The organism is Leptospira jelokensis (assembly GCF_004769635.1).
Classification (GTDB): Bacteria; Spirochaetota; Leptospiria; order Leptospirales; family Leptospiraceae; genus Leptospira_A; species Leptospira_A jelokensis.
This window is the reverse complement of the sequence record NZ_RQGH01000026.1, coordinates 110,474-126,147: the sequence shown is the minus strand read 5'-3', so window position 1 is coordinate 126,147 and position 15,674 is coordinate 110,474. Positions and strand designations below refer to the sequence as shown.

Annotated in this window: 18 protein-coding genes; 12 read left to right on the top strand and 6 right to left on the bottom strand. The window is 39.8% G+C overall.

The window, feature by feature from the left end; translation table 11 throughout:
• Positions 1 to 1,602, top strand: coding sequence for a carboxyl transferase domain-containing protein (locus EHQ62_RS10520; RefSeq protein WP_135642606.1), 1,602 nt, complete (start codon positions 1 to 3; stop codon positions 1,600 to 1,602).
• 44 nt (positions 1,603 to 1,646) lie between these two features.
• The gene (locus EHQ62_RS10515; RefSeq protein ID WP_135642604.1) at positions 1,647 to 2,006 is read left to right on the top strand and encodes an STAS domain-containing protein; all 360 of its coding nucleotides are present in this window, start codon (positions 1,647 to 1,649) and stop codon (positions 2,004 to 2,006) included.
• Here the strand turns inward: EHQ62_RS10515 and EHQ62_RS10510 are convergent.
• Positions 1,994 to 2,560: a DJ-1 family glyoxalase III gene (locus EHQ62_RS10510; protein ID WP_135642602.1), complete on the bottom strand. Its 567-nt coding sequence runs from the start codon at positions 2,558 to 2,560 to the stop codon at positions 1,994 to 1,996. The genes EHQ62_RS10515 and EHQ62_RS10510 overlap by 13 nt on opposite strands.
• A 123-nt stretch (positions 2,561 to 2,683) precedes the next feature.
• On the opposite strand from EHQ62_RS10510, the gene EHQ62_RS10505 reads away from it, so the two are divergent.
• From EHQ62_RS10505 to EHQ62_RS10495, 3 genes are read left to right on the top strand one after another with little or no spacing between them, the layout of a single operon-like run.
• Positions 2,684 to 3,835 carry a S1C family serine protease gene (locus tag EHQ62_RS10505; RefSeq protein ID WP_208720665.1) on the top strand — a complete coding sequence of 384 codons (1,152 nt, stop codon included), beginning with the start codon at positions 2,684 to 2,686 and terminating at the stop codon, positions 3,833 to 3,835.
• A 22-nt stretch (positions 3,836 to 3,857) separates the two neighbouring features.
• Positions 3,858 to 4,862 carry a Holliday junction branch migration DNA helicase RuvB gene (gene ruvB, locus EHQ62_RS10500; RefSeq protein ID WP_208720686.1) on the top strand — a complete coding sequence of 335 codons (1,005 nt, stop codon included), beginning with the start codon at positions 3,858 to 3,860 and terminating at the stop codon, positions 4,860 to 4,862.
• Complete coding sequence (locus EHQ62_RS10495) at positions 4,843 to 5,760, top strand: energy transducer TonB (RefSeq protein WP_135642597.1); 918 nt, start codon at positions 4,843 to 4,845, stop codon at positions 5,758 to 5,760. Before ruvB ends, EHQ62_RS10495 begins: the two co-directional genes overlap by 20 nt.
• A 4-nt stretch (positions 5,761 to 5,764) precedes the next feature.
• Here the strand turns inward: EHQ62_RS10495 and EHQ62_RS10490 are convergent, their stop codons facing one another.
• The 5 genes from EHQ62_RS10490 to EHQ62_RS10470 all read right to left on the bottom strand — a co-directional run bounded on the left by EHQ62_RS10490 (position 5,765) and on the right by EHQ62_RS10470 (position 9,207).
• Positions 5,765 to 6,085, bottom strand: a complete 321-nt coding sequence (locus tag EHQ62_RS10490) for a hypothetical protein (RefSeq protein WP_135642595.1) — start codon at positions 6,083 to 6,085, stop codon at positions 5,765 to 5,767.
• A gap of 4 nt (positions 6,086 to 6,089) precedes the next feature.
• Positions 6,090 to 7,271: a serine hydrolase domain-containing protein gene (locus tag EHQ62_RS10485; protein WP_135642593.1), complete on the bottom strand. Its 1,182-nt coding sequence runs from the start codon at positions 7,269 to 7,271 to the stop codon at positions 6,090 to 6,092.
• Between the two features lie 73 nt (positions 7,272 to 7,344).
• A complete protein-coding gene (locus EHQ62_RS10480) occupies positions 7,345 to 7,758 on the bottom strand; it encodes a SufE family protein (RefSeq protein ID WP_135642591.1) in 414 nt (137 codons plus the stop codon).
• On the bottom strand, positions 7,742 to 8,086 hold the full coding sequence (locus EHQ62_RS10475; protein ID WP_135643718.1) for an LIC12806 family lipoprotein: 345 nt from the start codon (positions 8,084 to 8,086) through the stop codon (positions 7,742 to 7,744). Before EHQ62_RS10475 ends, EHQ62_RS10480 begins: the two co-directional genes overlap by 17 nt.
• Before the next feature lie 104 nt (positions 8,087 to 8,190).
• Complete coding sequence (locus tag EHQ62_RS10470; RefSeq protein WP_244241738.1) at positions 8,191 to 9,207, bottom strand: hypothetical protein; 1,017 nt, start codon at positions 9,205 to 9,207, stop codon at positions 8,191 to 8,193.
• Positions 9,208 to 9,277: 70 nt separating this feature from the next.
• Between EHQ62_RS10470 and EHQ62_RS10465 the strand changes: the two genes are divergently transcribed.
• The 7 genes from EHQ62_RS10465 (at position 9,278) to EHQ62_RS10435 (ending at position 15,576) form a co-directional block, all read left to right on the top strand.
• Positions 9,278 to 9,457: a hypothetical protein gene (locus tag EHQ62_RS10465; protein WP_015676599.1), complete on the top strand. Its 180-nt coding sequence runs from the start codon at positions 9,278 to 9,280 to the stop codon at positions 9,455 to 9,457.
• Positions 9,458 to 9,536: 79 nt separating this feature from the next.
• Positions 9,537 to 9,986, top strand: coding sequence for a hypothetical protein (locus EHQ62_RS10460; protein ID WP_244241737.1), 450 nt, complete (start codon positions 9,537 to 9,539; stop codon positions 9,984 to 9,986).
• A complete protein-coding gene (locus EHQ62_RS10455; RefSeq protein ID WP_135642585.1) occupies positions 9,987 to 10,601 on the top strand; it encodes an RsmD family RNA methyltransferase in 615 nt (204 codons plus the stop codon).
• Positions 10,573 to 12,732 carry a penicillin-binding protein 1C gene (pbpC, locus tag EHQ62_RS10450; RefSeq protein ID WP_208720664.1) on the top strand — a complete coding sequence of 720 codons (2,160 nt, stop codon included), beginning with the start codon at positions 10,573 to 10,575 and terminating at the stop codon, positions 12,730 to 12,732. The genes EHQ62_RS10455 and pbpC overlap by 29 nt, the downstream gene beginning before the upstream one ends.
• A 5-nt stretch (positions 12,733 to 12,737) precedes the next feature.
• Positions 12,738 to 13,163, top strand: coding sequence for an acyl-CoA thioesterase (locus EHQ62_RS10445; protein WP_135642583.1), 426 nt, complete (start codon positions 12,738 to 12,740; stop codon positions 13,161 to 13,163).
• Positions 13,160 to 14,443, top strand: coding sequence for a PP2C family protein-serine/threonine phosphatase (locus tag EHQ62_RS10440; RefSeq protein ID WP_135642581.1), 1,284 nt, complete (start codon positions 13,160 to 13,162; stop codon positions 14,441 to 14,443). The genes EHQ62_RS10445 and EHQ62_RS10440 overlap by 4 nt, the downstream gene beginning before the upstream one ends.
• Positions 14,440 to 15,576, top strand: coding sequence for an LptF/LptG family permease (locus EHQ62_RS10435; RefSeq protein ID WP_135642579.1), 1,137 nt, complete (start codon positions 14,440 to 14,442; stop codon positions 15,574 to 15,576). Before EHQ62_RS10440 ends, EHQ62_RS10435 begins: the two co-directional genes overlap by 4 nt.
• Positions 15,577 to 15,674: the final 98 nt, after the last annotated feature.

The window sequence follows — 15,674 nt, the reverse complement described above, 5'->3', positions numbered from 1 at the left end:
ATGGAACGACTGATCTCTAAAGTGAATCCCCTGTCATCGGATTTTATAGCCAATCGGACGACATATTTGGAAACCCTGGTTCCAATTCGTAAGACAATCGAACAAGTGAAGTTAGGTGGTGGAAAAAAAGCTTTGGAAAAACACAAAGCTAGAGGAAAACTCACTGCACGTGAAAGGATCGCAGAGCTCATTGATGCAAACACAGAATTTATGGAAATCTGCGGGCTTGCTGCAGAAGCAGTATACCCAGACCCTGTACCTTCAGCTGGAATCATCACAGGCATAGGAAAGGTGGAAGGGATAGACTGTATGATTGTTGCCAATGATGCAACAGTCAAAGGGGGAACGTATTACCCACTTACTGTCAAAAAACACATACGTGCCCAGGAAATTGCAGAAAACAATTTTTTACCTTGTATCTACTTAGTGGATTCAGGTGGTGCATTTTTACCGATGCAAGATGAAGTGTTTCCAGACAAAGATCATTTTGGAAGGATCTTTTTTAACCAAGCAAGGATGAGTGCGAAGGGCATCTCTCAAATAGCGGTTGTTATGGGGTCTTGTACGGCTGGCGGTGCTTATATCCCTGCCATGTCCGACGAATCCGTGATTGTAAAGGGAAATGGTACAATCTTTTTAGGTGGTCCTCCCCTTGTCAAAGCGGCAACAGGAGAGGTGGTAACGGGTGAAGAATTGGGTGGAGCTGATGTCCACTGCCGTATATCAGGCGTTACTGATCACTATGCTGAAGATGATTTCCATGCTTTGGAAATCACTCGTTCTATCGTCAAAAATTTAAATGGCAAAACAAATACTTCTGCCAGAGAAACAGAAGAACCTTTGTACCCAGCCGAAGAAATTTATGGAATCATCGAAAGAGACTCCCGTAAATCTTATGATCCAAGAGAAATCATCGCAAGGCTAGTGGACGGGTCACGTTTTCATGAATTTAAAAAGCTATATGCAACTACCATAGTCACTGGTTTTGCCGAAATATACGGATACCCTGTGGGGATCATCGCAAATCATGGTGTTCTATTTTCTGAGTCGGCTCTCAAGGCATCACACTTCATCGAACTTTGTGACCAAAGAAGGATCCCTCTACTTTTCCTACAAAACATCACAGGGTTTATGGTAGGGAAAAAATACGAAAACAATGGAATTGCACGTGATGGAGCCAAGATGGTGAACGCAGTCTCTACCACTACTGTTCCTAAGTTAACAATTGTTACAGGTGGATCGTATGGAGCAGGGAATTATGGAATGTGTGGGCGTGCCTTTGCTCCAGAATTTTTATGGATGTGGCCCAATGCACGGATTTCAGTGATGGGTGGGGAACAAGCAGCCAATGTATTGTGGACTGTGAAAAAGGACCAAAAGGAAGCCGCAGGGGAAAAAATTCTCCTTGAGGAAGAAACCACATTCAAAAAACCAATCTTGGAAGATTATGAAAAAAAATCATCTGCCGTTTACAGCTCTGCACGACTTTGGGATGATGGAATCATTGATCCTGCCGATACAAGGAATGTATTAGGAAGGGCATTGTCGATTTTAAGTCGTCGAAAAGAAGAAAGAAAACCGTTTGGTGTCTTTCGGATGTAATTTTTTTCCTTTTCATTTCCATTTAAGGTGCAAACGTAAATCAAATGGTCATCCACGAAACGTCATCTCATCAAGTAGTCGTTATCACCATTGAAGGTGAAGTCGACTTGTACAACGCAAAAGAATTGAAAGATATTTTAGATGAGAAAATGCGCAAACACCAATATGAAATCGTGGTGAATTTAGAAAAGGTTCCCTTTATGGATAGCTCTGGGATTGGAACCCTCGTGACTGCCATGTACAAACTTAAAAAATACCATGGAAATTTGAAAGTTTGCAGTGTTCATGGATCAGTTGCTAAAGTTTTCAAAATGACAGGGATGGAAAGCCACTTAGAAGTGTTTGAAACAGAAGCGATGGCAGTGCAGTCGCTCATCAATGAAAGGAATTCTCAATCGGAATGAGGGAGTTGTAGTCCTTGTTTCACAGTTTCCATCACCGTTTTCCCTTCGAATAATTCTAATAGATACAAAGCAAATTCAAAGGCCGATCCCGGGCCAATACTCGTATGCACATGGTTATGCGATTCGATTCGTTTCCCTGTATACTTTCCACCTTCTCCTTTTGCCAAATCATCTGTTGAAGGAAATGCCGTGTAAGGATCCTCTTTTGAAATGATTTTTAATTTTCGTAAAACAGCCGGAGCGGCACAGATCGCAGCAATGTGTTTTTGAGACGTATGGAATGCATCTAGAAGAGAATGGATTTCACCATCTGCCATGAGATTTTTTGTGCCATTCATTCCACCAGGTAAAATTATGGCATCAAAATCTTTTGCGTTCACTTCAGAAAAAGTTTTGTCTGCCAAATGGATGGTATTTCGTGAAGCGATGATTGGTTCTTTTGATTTGCTCGCAGAAACAACTTCTACTTTGCCACGGCGAAGGACATCAATTAAGATGATCGCTTCCATTTCTTCAAATCCAGGACAGAGGGGAACCAAAACCTTACTTGCCATACTAAGACTTGTTTTGCTAGTTACAAATTGTTCAAGTTTTTTTGTAAAAAAACGATTCCAAGAAATGGGAACTTTCCCCCCGTTTCTCGGGTCTCATACTATAGGAGAAAGTGTTCATTGTCTATGACTGAGAAAAAAACGAATCCTTTACGATACATTGCCGTTGCGTTTAGTTTTTTATTATTGGGGACTTTTTTGTCCCCCATCCTCACATGCGGAAATTCATCAGAAAACCCATTACAATTGAAAGCTGATGGTGGAGATAAGTTATCCCCTGCGCAGACCCAAGCTGTCGCCCTGGAAGATGCGTTCCAAGAAGTGTTTGATAAAGTTTCCCCAAGTGTGGTTTCGATTGCAACAGAAGGGACTGTGAATGTTCCGTTACATCCATTTGAATATTTTTTTGGACCACCCCAAAACCAGAGAAAAGGATCTCGCCAACAAAGGTTATCTGGTTTGGGTTCTGGCATTGTCTTAAACGACGATGGCTACATCATGACAAACCACCATGTGGTGGAAAACATGGATAAGTTTACCGTAAAGTTGAAAAACAAAAGTGAATACAGTGCAAAACTCATTGGTTCGGATCCCATTGCCGATATTGCCTTGTTAAAGATCAGTGCACCCAAAGGGACCCTTGTTCCCAGTTTGATTGGTGATTCGAGTAAAGTGAGAGTTGGGAACTGGGCCATTGCCATTGGAGCTCCCCTTGGGCTCGAACAATCCTTTACTGTCGGAGTTGTCTCTGCCATCCAAAGGGGAGGGCTTGACCGGTCCGGTCTTGCCTACATCCAAACCGATGCAGCCATCAACCAAGGGAATAGTGGAGGGCCACTCCTCAACATTCGTGGGGAAGTGATAGGGATCAACCGAATGATCGTGAGCCAATCCGGTGGTTCTGATGGAATTGGATTTGCCATTCCCATCAACGAAGCTCGCAGAGTGGTGGAAGAGTTAAAGGTAAATGGATCAGTGGCTCGGGCTTGGATTGGAGCAAAAGTGGATCACATCACCGAACGAGATTTGGCACAATTTGGATTGAAAAGCAAACAAGGTGCCATCATCCACCAAATCGTGAAAGGTTCTCCTGCAGACAAAGCAGGTTTGCAGGAGATGGATGTCATCATAGAAGTGGAAGGGAAACCAGTCCGAACCCCTGATGAACTCATTGGGATCATTGTGAATTCCAAAATTGGCAAACGCATTGAGTTAAAAATCATCCGAAATAAAAATGAAATCTTGACGTCCATCACTCCAGAGAAGAAACCCAATTGAGGTGAGTTTACGAGAAGATTGGATGCAAGCGGGCGAAGAAGAACCAAACCTTCGCCCCACAAAATTGTCTGAGTTCATTGGACAAAAAGAGGTATTGGCCAATCTCTCGGTCTATGTGGAGGCGGCACGCAAACGAAAAAGCCCTCTTGACCATGTGCTCATCTCAGGCCCACCTGGACTTGGGAAAACAACTCTTGCCAATATCATTGCAAACGAACTAGCCGTTGCGTTTACGCCCACATCAGCTCCAGCGATTTCGAAGGGAGCCGATTTGGTAAGGTTTCTCACCTTACTCAAAACCAACGAAGTCCTCTTTATCGATGAAATCCACGGATTCATCAAAAAACAGGAAGAACTTTTATACCCGGCTATGGAAAACTTTTTTGTGGATCTTGTTGTGGGGGAAGGTGTCACAGCAAACGCACTGCAAATCCAACTCCAACCTTTCACATTGGTTGGGGCCACCACAAGGTCGGGGCTTGTGAGTGACCCTCTAAAGTCCCGATTTGGCATCCACCTCAAACTTGATTTTTACACCGATGAAGAGATGCAAATCATCGTCGAACGATCTGCCAAACTCTTAGGTGTGGATTTGGGGGAAGGGGTTGCCATGGAAGTTGGCAAACGAAGCCGTAAAACCCCAAGGATTGCGAACCACTTACTCAAACGTGTGCGAGACTTTGCGGAGGTGAAAAACGAAACTTCTGTTAGTCTCAAAACCTGTCGGTATGCATTTGACCGTATGGGCGTGGACCATTTGGGGCTCGATGCCGTTGACCGCCAAATTTTGGACATCCTCATCTCGCGTTACGGTGGGGGGCCTGTGGGCATCAAACCCATTGCGGTTGTGCTGGGTGAAGAGGAACGCACCATAGAAGACACCTACGAGCCATTCCTTGTGCGCGTGGGCCTCATTGACCGCACTCCTCAAGGCCGGGTGGCTACGAAAAAAGCTTACGAACATTTGGGACTTCCGTATACTGGAAATACGGGAGAAAATCGTGAAAATGGCCCCACTCTCTTTTGATTTCCGATTACCCGAAAAAGAAGAAGGGGAAAAACGTCTTTTTTTCGCCTTCACCTTTGTCATTTTAATTGCCTCATTTTTTTTAGCTCACCTCATCACTCGTAATATGTTATGGAAGATGTGGGCAGAGGAACAAGCGACCGAAACCCTTGGTCCCAAAGAACAAGAAAAAATTTACGAGGTCCTCGTCGAACAACAGTTCATCAATCCAGACAAAAAAGATGAATACAAAGCTCTATCTAACAAAGATTCGGCGGGCGGTGGTGGTGTTACAGAAAAACAAGGTTTTCATACCCTAACCAAGTTCCGTGAATTTGTGATGGGAAATTCTGCTTCCACACCAAGTAAGGCACAACCCAAGTCGGAACAAACGAAAGAAGATGATATTTTTGAATTTGGAATTTTTAAAGCAGATCCAAAATCCAATTCCAATGCAGAGGAAAGTCCTAACCAATCAGCAAGTTCTGGTCAGATGACTAAAATTCCCTTTAATTATCGTTTCCAACAAGACTTTTTGTTCCGTTGGGATGGAGCAAAAGCATTAACGATTCCCACCAAACAACTCGCAGGTTATTATTATTTCAAAAACATGTTAAAACGAATTGAGGAATCCTTTGCCCCACCTGGTGGAGGAAACTTTGCATACCGAGATATGGCGGGTGTTGTGGCAAGGGAAGGGATCAAAGAAGGGGAAACCAAAGTTTTATTTATGTTAAGTGAACAAGGACAAGTTTTGGATGTTCGTTTGGTTTCTTCTCAAGGCCAGGTGGTTGTTGACCAAGCATGTATGGATTCAATTCGCGGGCAAAATTTTGGTCCTGTCCCCGAAGAAGTAAAAGCCAAAGGTCTTATCTTTGGCATCAATTTTATTTTTCCGGGAATGCGATACTATCGTTAGAGTATTAGTTTGTTCCCTCGTTTAAAAGGGTACAACCATATTCCTTTGATTGGAATTTTGCAGTATTGGTTTTACCAAGCCCCTTTACGGTAACAGAAGTATTTTCTTTGTCCAATTTGAATTCGCTAATGGGAACCCATTGCCTTGCAAAATCATGGCACTGTTCTTCCGATAACTCCATCACAAAGTAACAACTGCAATACTCTTTGGAATAAAAACTGGAGATGATGGAAGGAAAACTGGAGAGGTGTTTCCAATTCCACTGTGCCCAAAACAAAAGTAGTAAAAATAATAAGGATAAGGTCACTGAGATTTTACGTTTCATAAGATTACCGAATTACCGATTCCTTAATTAATTTTAAAAAATCATTTTTAATAAAGGCCTTTTCTCGATCATCACCAAACCGAACAATGATGAGGTCTAGGCTTGGAATCACATACATCATTTGCCCCCAATGCCCAAGAGCAGCGAACGTGTCTTTCGGTGCATCCGGCCAAGGTTCATGGATCCCTCGATCGGGTACCCCTGTGTTTGCATACCAATGGGCAGTATAATTGTCCTGGGATAAATCTTCTGAGTAGGGAGTGGTTTTGTAACCAGGAGCAGGGGTTCTAGTGAAATTCACCCATCCTTCTGGCAATAAACGTTCCCCATTCCAAACTCCATCGTTTAAATACAAATAACCTATTTTGGCAAGGTCTCTTGCTGTGAGATAGAGATAAGAAGAACCTACATAAGTACCCGATCCATCACGTTCAAACGTAACATTCGAAATTCCTAATGGTTGGAAGATTTTCTCGAAAGGGAGTTTGTCGTATTCCTCTTTGCCATACACTTTTTTTAGAATTGCGGAAAGGATATTGGTATCACAACTTGAGTAGTACACTTGCGTGCCGGGTTCTGCACGTAAAGGTAGGTTTGCACAAAAATTGCCCATATCCGATCTTCCTCTTGTATACAACATGGCGATGACAGATGATTTTAAGGGACCACTTTCATAACCTTCCTCTGCGGCAAGTCCTGAGGACATATTCAATAAATGACGGATTGTGATTTTTTTGTGGGATTCATCTCGGCTGAGTGGCTCGTAATGATAATACCCTGGGTCATCTAATTTGATAAGCCCTTGTTTGACAGCGATTCCATACATGGTTTGTAATACACTTTTGGTAACTGACCATGTTAGGTGGACTTTCTCTTCATTAAAATTACGTGCATATTTTTCATAAATGAGTTTGCCATTCCGTAAGATGACAAGTGCATCTGTCCTTCTGCCTTTGCGGTCTGTCTCATCACCGGTACGTGTGAAGGCATACTCCTCAACTAATTTGAGTTTTGTGGAAGACACACCTACAGATTCTGGAGTGACAATCTTCCAGTTTGGATTTGGCCATTCAGGTTTTAATCGTTTTGGTAAAACTTGTACAGTGACTTCTCCACCAAAGGGAGATAAATCTTTTCCACATTGGATTGTAAAAAGAACAAAGATGAAGATTAGAATTTGTTTCATAGAATTCCCAAAGATGATTCGAAAGAGAATTCTAAGCAGATAAAATCAGTTTGCAAAGGAAAAAAGTGAAAGATTATACTTTTTCTGCATAACCCTTTAGTTTTTGTACCATAGAAAAGAGTCCATTCCGTCTGGAGATGGATAAAAACTTTGAAAGACCTACTTCTTCAATAAAACGTAAGGAGGCATTTGCTATATCTTCTGGACTTTGTCCCGAAAATACGCGTATGAGAATCGCGATAAGACCTTTGGTAAGTGCTGTGTCACTGTCAGCATCAAATTCTAATTTTCCTGCTGTGAGTTTTGGTGCGACCCAAACTTTAGATTGGCAACCTGGTACTAAATATTCATCTGTTCGTTTTTCATCTGGGAACGATGGTAATCCTTCACCTAACTCGATCAAATATTGAAACTTCTCTTCCCAATCACTGAGTTCGGAAAACTCCGCAATGATTTCCTTTTGGATTTCTTCAATGTTTTGTTTCATATTTAGAACTTCCTTTTGGGACTTCTTGGAACTTATCTTTTTTTCTCATGTAAAACTGATTGAAGTTAGATGTAGAGAGGTTTTTGATTTCGACCCGATTGACAGTCGCAACTGTTAATTCATACAAATCTTCGTTTTTATGAAAGAAATAATCCATACGAAGTTTTTCATCTAATGGATATTCTACGCCTTCCCAATTTAAGATTTTGTTTTCGAAGTCTACATACAAACATTCTGGAGGTTTAGCCAATACATAACAAAACTCACCCGGTTTTGGGACACCTTTATAAAACAGTCCGCAACCAAACATTCCATAACTGATTGTCATAAATAAAAAGGAGGTTTGAATTTTACTTTGGTATGGTATCGATTTGAATGGCATAATCTTCATTAGGATGTTATTTAAATTTTTAAAAATGGAAAGATTGGATTTCATTCTTTTTTGTCCAAAGATAAATCCAATTTTGTTTTAAGACCTGGTTTTTCTTTCATAAACTTTGATACCAAATTCGGGATCTCAGGATTTTTTTTCCCCGTGGTGGTATAATACTCTTCTAAAAGATCGATTCCTTTTTGAGAAAGGTTTTGCAAATGAAAGATGGTCGCTTCTGTAATGATTGATGTTTCTGTGATCGTATCGGGGTTTGTTGTTTTGGCTTGTCTCAATAGAGACAAAGCTCCCACATAATCCTTTTTGTAATACTTTCCAAGGCCCCGCAAAAAATTTTCTTCTCTGGGTGTAAATTGGATGCCTAATTTGTAATTTGGATCTTTTGTAATGGTGATCAATTTATCCAGGCCAGTGGCATCACCAGCTAACATCGTATTGAAGGTTAGTAACCAAATGTAAACTGATTGCAGTTCCAATGAAAGTTTGGATCTATCAATGTTGCCATACTCCTGAATCAAAACTTGTGGGCGTTTGACACCGCGATGGGTTTCCCCTAAAAACAATAATACTAAATTGTTTTCCCAATCGGCAAAAGGTGAGGAGGAATAGGATTCAGCTGTCCTTGCGTTCCAAAAAATGGAATCCAAAGTGGATTCGGCCAAAACGGAACTTCCGATAAATTCTCGGAAAGGTGATCCTAAATGTAAAATCAAACTATCATGGTCAAATTGGATCCCAAGACGGTTCAAATTCCAAAACAAGCTACGGGCAATTAAGTGGAAGGCAACGGGATCCGTTGGGTCTTTTTCTGAATAGGTGATCGCAATCGATTGGAAATCTTCGATTTCCTTCTCTTTGAGGTTTCCCGATTTCCAAAGCTCAATCGTTTTTTCTTTGGTCTTTTCTGCTCGAACGCTTTGGTCTTTTGCAAAAAGAAAATAAATTTCTTTTCTATAGGTAAACCCTAAAGCGGAGAGGCCAAGCGCTAAAACCAATAAAAATAGCGGTGCCTTTGATTTCTTCTTTCTATGTGGTTCGTACCGAGAGTAAATCGCCATCGTTTGATCCCATTTTTTTTTGCCCTCCCCACTTGACACGGCTTTTTCTTTGTGATTTAGTGAGAAGGGTATGGAAGATGACTTTTTAGATGATGACGAATTCGACGCAGAGAGCCTAAACGAAGACGTCGTAACATATGCTTGTGAAGACTGTGACCATCGTTGGGAAGCAGAAGGTGAGGATGAATACCTCGATTCTTGGGAGTTAATTTGCCCGATGTGTGGATCATCCAACATTACCGAACTATAATTTGACCTTATCCCAATCTTTTTTTTGTTTTTTATTCGTCCCAACATTACTTTGGAGCGAATCCTCTGGATTTTCGCTCTTGTATACAGAATTTAAAAAAGGGAACTATTCTCTTGTTTCTAAACAATCGCTCCAGTATCTCAATGGACGCGAACCTGAAAAGGATCCTCGGATTTTTTTTCTGTATGTTTCCACGGAAGAAAATTGGTCAAATCTAAAACTACGAGTAGGGAAAGAAGTTTCACCTAACTTTCGTTACTCAGTGCATTATTGGAACGCTATCTATTTGTTTATGGAACGGGCTCTCGTATTTGGAGAATCAGACTTACTTGTTGAATGGGGAAAAGAATTCCAAAAATCGGGAAAACAAAGTCCTAAGTACAATGATGCCTTATTATTGTATGGTTTTGGCCTTTTGGACTTAAAAAATGATTCGGAAGCAAAAAAGATTTTTTCGGAAATTGAATCCAATTCACCCTCCAAACAAATTCTCTCCCAATTAGAAGAAATGAAAACGGTAACCAAATAAATGAAGGGTTTGCGCATCTCACAGGGGAAGTGGAAAGGAAAAGAAATCCCGACACCTCCCGATGTTTCTGGTCATTTAAATTTTACCAACAGTTTGGTGAAAAAAGCCATTTTTTCTCTAATGGATTCTCGTTTACTCTCTTGGGGACTGAGTTTCGATTCGATTTTGTTTTGTGACTATTTTGCAGGGAGTGGTCAGATCTCTGCCGAAGCGTACAGTTTGTCCGTAAAACGACTGCTCACTTATGAACTCGATCAAACTAGATTTCGGAATTTACATAATTTGTTTCGTGGGTTGCGTAATGTGCAATTATTTCGGAAAGATGCCACAAAACATGTATTAAAATGGGAGATAGGTGACGAAACTGCTTATATTTTTTATTTAGATCCACCGTATACCTATTGGTCAGTAACACCAGCTCGTATGCAAACGATGTTGGAAGAATTGTATCAGTTTTGTTTATCCACTGGAAAACCTTATTTAATACTATGTCAAATCCCCGAACATCAAACTGTGCAAAATATCTGGGTAAATGTTCCCTATAAAATCAGAGAGTATGGAAGCCATCTCATCATTGAAACAGGTTATGAAACAAATCAAACATTGGAAGATTGATGTTTCTCTTTCGTATGTTTTTCTTAATTTAAATTTTTTTAATTTTCAAAAATTCATTATTATTGTTTCGATTTTTTATTTATTCTTTTTCACAACAACGTTATTTGCCTTCCCTACTTATACGGAAGTAAAATCCAATTACCAACCTTCCGACATTCGATTTTATGATCGGAAGGGAGAACTCATCCAACGTTTGCGCATACGTAAAGACTATCGATCTGAAGATTGGGTTGAATACCAAGAATTTCCAAAGTATTTAGTAGATTCGATTTTACACGCTGAAGACAAACGGTTTTTCCAACACAATGGTGTGGATGGGAACGCCATCATCGCATCGTTTTGGACAAGTCTTAAAGGGTCTTCCCTTCGCGGAGCATCTACAATTTCCATGCAACTAGCCACGATTTTAGACCCCGAGTTGCAACCAAGTCCGAACAAACGTAAGTCGATCTTTCAAAAAATAAAACAAATCAATCGGGCAAGGGAACTGGAATCATTTTGGACCAAGGAAGAAATTTTCACCGCTTATGTAAATTTGATTTATTTTCGTGGAGAATTAAAAGGGATATCCGCTGCTGCAAATGGACTTTTCCGAAAGTCAGTGAGTGCACTCACACCAAACGAATCCTACTTACTTGCCGCACTCATTCGATCTCCTCAAAGTCCCATTGAAACGATTGCCAAACGCGTGTGTGCCCTTAAATGGGAAAGAGATGGTGGTAACTCTGATTGTGAAGATGTCTCAAGATTTGTAAGGGAATCGTTATTTCGTAACACAGATTATGTACAGTATCCATCTTTTGTCCCTCAATTTGCGAAATCCATTTTAGGATGGATGCCTTCCTTGGAAAAAAGTTCCGACAAAATTGAAACTACTTTATCCTTTTTTTACCAAAAGAAAGTAGAAGAAATTTTAATTAGAAATATCAAAACTTTAGAAAATCGAAATGTTAAAGATGGAGCTGTGATTGTTTTAGAAAACAAAACAGGAAATGTTTTGGTTTATGTTTCTAATATTGGAAAAGAAAGTTCTGTTTCGCATTTGGATTTAATTCGCACCAAACGACAAGTAGGTTCTACTCTGAAACCTTTTGTATATGCTTTAAACTTTCAAAAGAAAAAATTAACACCAAATTCCATCTTATCCGATTCACCCATCGGGATTTCCGTGTACCAGGGTATTTATAGGCCTCTCAATTATGATAAATCTTACAAAGGGAATGTTACGGTGAGAGAAAGTTTGGCATCGTCTCTTAATATTCCAGCAATTCGTGCTTTGTCATATTTAGATGTGAATGAGTTTGTTTCATTATTGGAAGACCTTGGAATCCAAGGATTACAATATCCTGAATACTATGGACCTTCACTTGCTTTGGGTGCAGCTGACATTAGTTTATTAGAACTTACCAATGCGTACCGTGTATTTGCAAACGGTGGAACGTATTCTCCGGTGAATTGGGTACAGGAGTCTAATGTTAGAATTGCAAAACCAATATTTTCACCCCAAGTGAGTTATATGATCTCCGATATCCTTTCTGACCGAGAAGCAAGATCTCTTGGTTTTGGTTGGGATAATTTTTTATCAACATCGTATTATACCTCTGTTAAAACAGGTACAAGTCAAGATATGCGTGACAATTGGTGTATCGGTTATTCAGAACATTATACAGTAGGAGTATGGGTTGGCAATCCCACAGGTGCACCGATGTTAGATGTTTCAGGGATCACCGGTGCCGCACCTGTTTGGCGAGAGACGATGGACCTATTACACGAATCATTGGGTTCCAAATTACAATCTCCGTCGGAAGCAATATGGACAGAAGAAAACAAATCAAATGAGGAAAAATCTTCGTCTAATCCAAACGAGATAGAAAAAACAAAATCATTTAGAATTTTGACACCTGTGAGTGGAAGTATTTTTGCAGTGGATCCGGATATCCCAAGTGGCCGACAAAAAATCCTCTTTACAATTAGTTCTTATGATGTTTCCTATTCGTATTATTTGAACGATATGTTTCTCGCAAACGCAAAAGGTCCATACCTGTGGGAACCTAAAAAAGGAGAGTATCGTTTGGAAATCAAAGACAAAGAAGAGAGAGTGGTTTCATTGTCTTTTTTTGAAGTTCGGTAGGTACCATGTCAAAACCAACAAAATACAAACATAAATTCATCCAACAAGTTGTCTGGGGAGAGATGGATGCTTTTGGTCATGTCAATAATGTAACCTATGTTCGTTATTTTGAATCCGCAAGGGCGGATTATTTTACCAAAGAAGGACTTTGGGATTCTCCACTTAAACCAGTGAAAGCTGGCCCTGTGTTAACTCATTTGGATATGGACTATCGCAAACAAGTAGTTTTTCCCGCCACACTCGAAATCACGTTAGAAGTTTCTTCGATTTCTTCTCGCGCATTTTCTGTAATTTGTTCTATGTGGAATGAAGCCGATGAATGTGTGTTAACGGGAAATGCTTCTTTTGTTTGGTTTGACTTTTCTTTGCAAAAACCTTCTGCATTGCCAGATTATTTTAAAACAAAATTCGGAAGTACTCATTTGGTATGAAAAAAGAAAGTAAGCAAGATGATTTTAAATTAGACGATGAAGTTCTAAAAATTTCAAGAATCTGCCTTGCTGTGTTTTCTGGATTCATTGGGTTTGGGATCTTTGCTCCTGTGGACGAACTAGGTCTTTATGACCCAAAGTGGATTCGAGTGGCCCACGCTTCAATTACGATCAGTTTTTTTATTGCCACCTACTTTATCAAATGGGTTCGGAAAAATATCCAAGCCATTATGTTTGTTTTCTTTTATACAATGAGTGCTCATTCTCTCATTCTATTGTATTGGAACTCACTTTACATCGGTTATCTGGTTGGGATGATTTTGGTTTTAACTTGTATCGGAGTCAGTTTTGTGGACAGACGTTCACTTGTTTCGTATTTGGGAACCGTCACCTCTGCAGGAATTTTAGTTGGGATTTATTCTAAAGAACACCAAGTGGATTTACCACTTTATTTATCTGCCATCATCACTCCTGCTTTAGTTTCTTACCTAACACTCAATATACGATTGAGTTCAGTCGAGAAATTAAGGATATCCGAATCTCAATTAAAAAAATTCCAGGATCGAATGTTAAGTGAGTTGGAACTTGCCAATGAAACCCAATCCAATTTGGTGACAACCGATTGGCCAAAAATAAAGGCAGTCAAAATCCATTCTTTTTTTCGTTCTTTTGACCAAGTGGGAGGAGACGCCATCAGTTACTTGGAACGTGAGGATGGAAAAATGGCGATTTTTTTTGCCGATGTTTCTGGCCACGGGATTGCTTCGGCTATGGTTTCTGCAATGGCAGTCCTTGCTTTCAAAATCCATGGGAACAAATCGTTACCTTCTGAATGTTTAAAAGCGATCCATGACGATCTTCAATCTTTAGTTCCCAATAATCACATCAGTGCTTGTGTTTTATTTTTTGATTTTGAATCAAAGCAGTTACAGTATTCCATTGCTGGCCATCCTCCCATCATCCATATTACAAATGAAACCGGTCCAAAATTTTTGGAAGGTCTCGGGACTCTGATTGTTAGTTTTTTGAAACCACAATTAAAGAATTACGAAATCACCCTCACAAAAGGAGACCGGATTTTATTGTATTCCGATGGAATTTTAGAAGTATTTGATGAATCGGGTGAAATGTACGGGGAGGAACATTTGTTCTCTGCCATCAAAAATCATTCTGACAAAAAAGGTGATGAATTTTTAACTGCTATTTATGAAGACTCAATGTCATATTCTGCAAAGCAGATTTCCGATGATATGAGTATGTTGTTATTGGAAATACAATGAACCTTATTTTAACACCGTTTCTCTGGTTCAAAAGAGAGTTTATTCCGTTTCGAACTCTCGATCGATATTTGTTTTTTGATTTTTTTAAAACATTTTTAGGCACACTCATCATGTTAACATCGATGATTGTAATTTATAAATTCACTGATGTGATGAAGTATCTGGTTTCATCCAAAGTGAGCCAATCTCATGTGTATTTACATGTCTTGTATTCCTTACCATCCATGGTGGACCAAGTAGTTGCACCTGCACTTATGTTCTCCGTTTGTTTTGTCATTGGACAATTTAGTGTGAATAAAGAGTTGGTTGCCATGATGGTTGCGGGAGTATCATTCATTCGTATCATCACTCCAATTTTGTTTTTTGGAATCATCATTTGGCTTGTTATGACGCTTTTTGGTCAGCTGGTTGTGATCCCTGCCAATAAAAAAGCTCAAGTCGAATTTAGTATCATGGCAAAAGGTTCGAATCGTTTGATCGATTTTGTCTACCAACTACACATCAAAGGCAAAAAAGGTTTTTATTACGTGTATTGGATCGATGAAAAAGAAAGCACAATCAAAGGTGGATTCAATTATATCGAAATATTAAGTGATGGTCATCCCACTTATACTGTGACTTCACAAAAAGCAAAGTTCATTCCAAACCCACATTCTTGGATTTTGTATGACGCAGAAGAAGTTCGTTTCAATGAAAATTTGGAACTGGTATCAAGGACCAAATACGCTGAAAAAACTTATGACTTCCCTGAGGATTTGGCTTATTTTTCCAAACCGATACGTAACCCAGAAGAGATGAATTTTTTTGAACTTTCGGATGAAATCGAATCAAGGATAACAAAAGGGATCCCGTATCGAAACGTCATTGTCCAACAACACTTGGCTTTTGCCATGCCACTCATGTCGTTTGTCGTTGTGACACTTGGTGCCCTTGCTGGTGCCATCACCAAACGTTCTGCAGGTGTCGCAAGCCTTGGTCTTACCATAGCTGTTGTATTATTGTATTATATTCTAAATTCTATTGCAAAAACATTGGCTGAAAATGGTGCACTGCCGATTTGGATTGGTATGTGGATGACTCCTGTGATTTTTACCTATGCGGCTTATTTTTTATACAGAAGGATGAATATCTAACTTGAAGAGTGATTTTATCTCTTTTGGTTGGGAAGTGGATTTGGCTTTTTAGAAAAGAATTTATCTTTGTCAGGCATGACTAAAAAAGATGTTACCTT

Bases quoted from the DNA above. Each gene is read 5' to 3' on its own strand.
- EHQ62_RS10520 (WP_135642606.1), top strand. From the start codon at position 1: ATGGAACGACTGATCTCTAAAGTGAATCCCCTGTCATCGGATTTTATA.
- EHQ62_RS10515 (WP_135642604.1), top strand. From the start codon at position 1,647: ATGGTCATCCACGAAACGTCATCTCATCAAGTAGTCGTTATCACCATT.
- EHQ62_RS10510 (WP_135642602.1), bottom strand. From the start codon at position 2,560: ATGGCAAGTAAGGTTTTGGTTCCCCTCTGTCCTGGATTTGAAGAAATG.
- EHQ62_RS10505 (WP_208720665.1), top strand. From the start codon at position 2,684: ATGACTGAGAAAAAAACGAATCCTTTACGATACATTGCCGTTGCGTTT.
- ruvB (WP_208720686.1), top strand. From the start codon at position 3,858: ATGCAAGCGGGCGAAGAAGAACCAAACCTTCGCCCCACAAAATTGTCT.
- EHQ62_RS10495 (WP_135642597.1), top strand. From the start codon at position 4,843: ATGGCCCCACTCTCTTTTGATTTCCGATTACCCGAAAAAGAAGAAGGG.
- EHQ62_RS10490 (WP_135642595.1), bottom strand. From the start codon at position 6,085: ATGAAACGTAAAATCTCAGTGACCTTATCCTTATTATTTTTACTACTT.
- EHQ62_RS10485 (WP_135642593.1), bottom strand. From the start codon at position 7,271: ATGAAACAAATTCTAATCTTCATCTTTGTTCTTTTTACAATCCAATGT.
- EHQ62_RS10480 (WP_135642591.1), bottom strand. From the start codon at position 7,758: ATGAAACAAAACATTGAAGAAATCCAAAAGGAAATCATTGCGGAGTTT.
- EHQ62_RS10475 (WP_135643718.1), bottom strand. From the start codon at position 8,086: ATGACAATCAGTTATGGAATGTTTGGTTGCGGACTGTTTTATAAAGGT.
- EHQ62_RS10470 (WP_244241738.1), bottom strand. From the start codon at position 9,207: ATGGCGATTTACTCTCGGTACGAACCACATAGAAAGAAGAAATCAAAG.
- EHQ62_RS10465 (WP_015676599.1), top strand. From the start codon at position 9,278: ATGGAAGATGACTTTTTAGATGATGACGAATTCGACGCAGAGAGCCTA.
- EHQ62_RS10455 (WP_135642585.1), top strand. From the start codon at position 9,987: ATGAAGGGTTTGCGCATCTCACAGGGGAAGTGGAAAGGAAAAGAAATC.
- pbpC (WP_208720664.1), top strand. From the start codon at position 10,573: ATGAAACAAATCAAACATTGGAAGATTGATGTTTCTCTTTCGTATGTT.
- EHQ62_RS10445 (WP_135642583.1), top strand. From the start codon at position 12,738: ATGTCAAAACCAACAAAATACAAACATAAATTCATCCAACAAGTTGTC.
- EHQ62_RS10440 (WP_135642581.1), top strand. From the start codon at position 13,160: ATGAAAAAAGAAAGTAAGCAAGATGATTTTAAATTAGACGATGAAGTT.
- EHQ62_RS10435 (WP_135642579.1), top strand. From the start codon at position 14,440: ATGAACCTTATTTTAACACCGTTTCTCTGGTTCAAAAGAGAGTTTATT.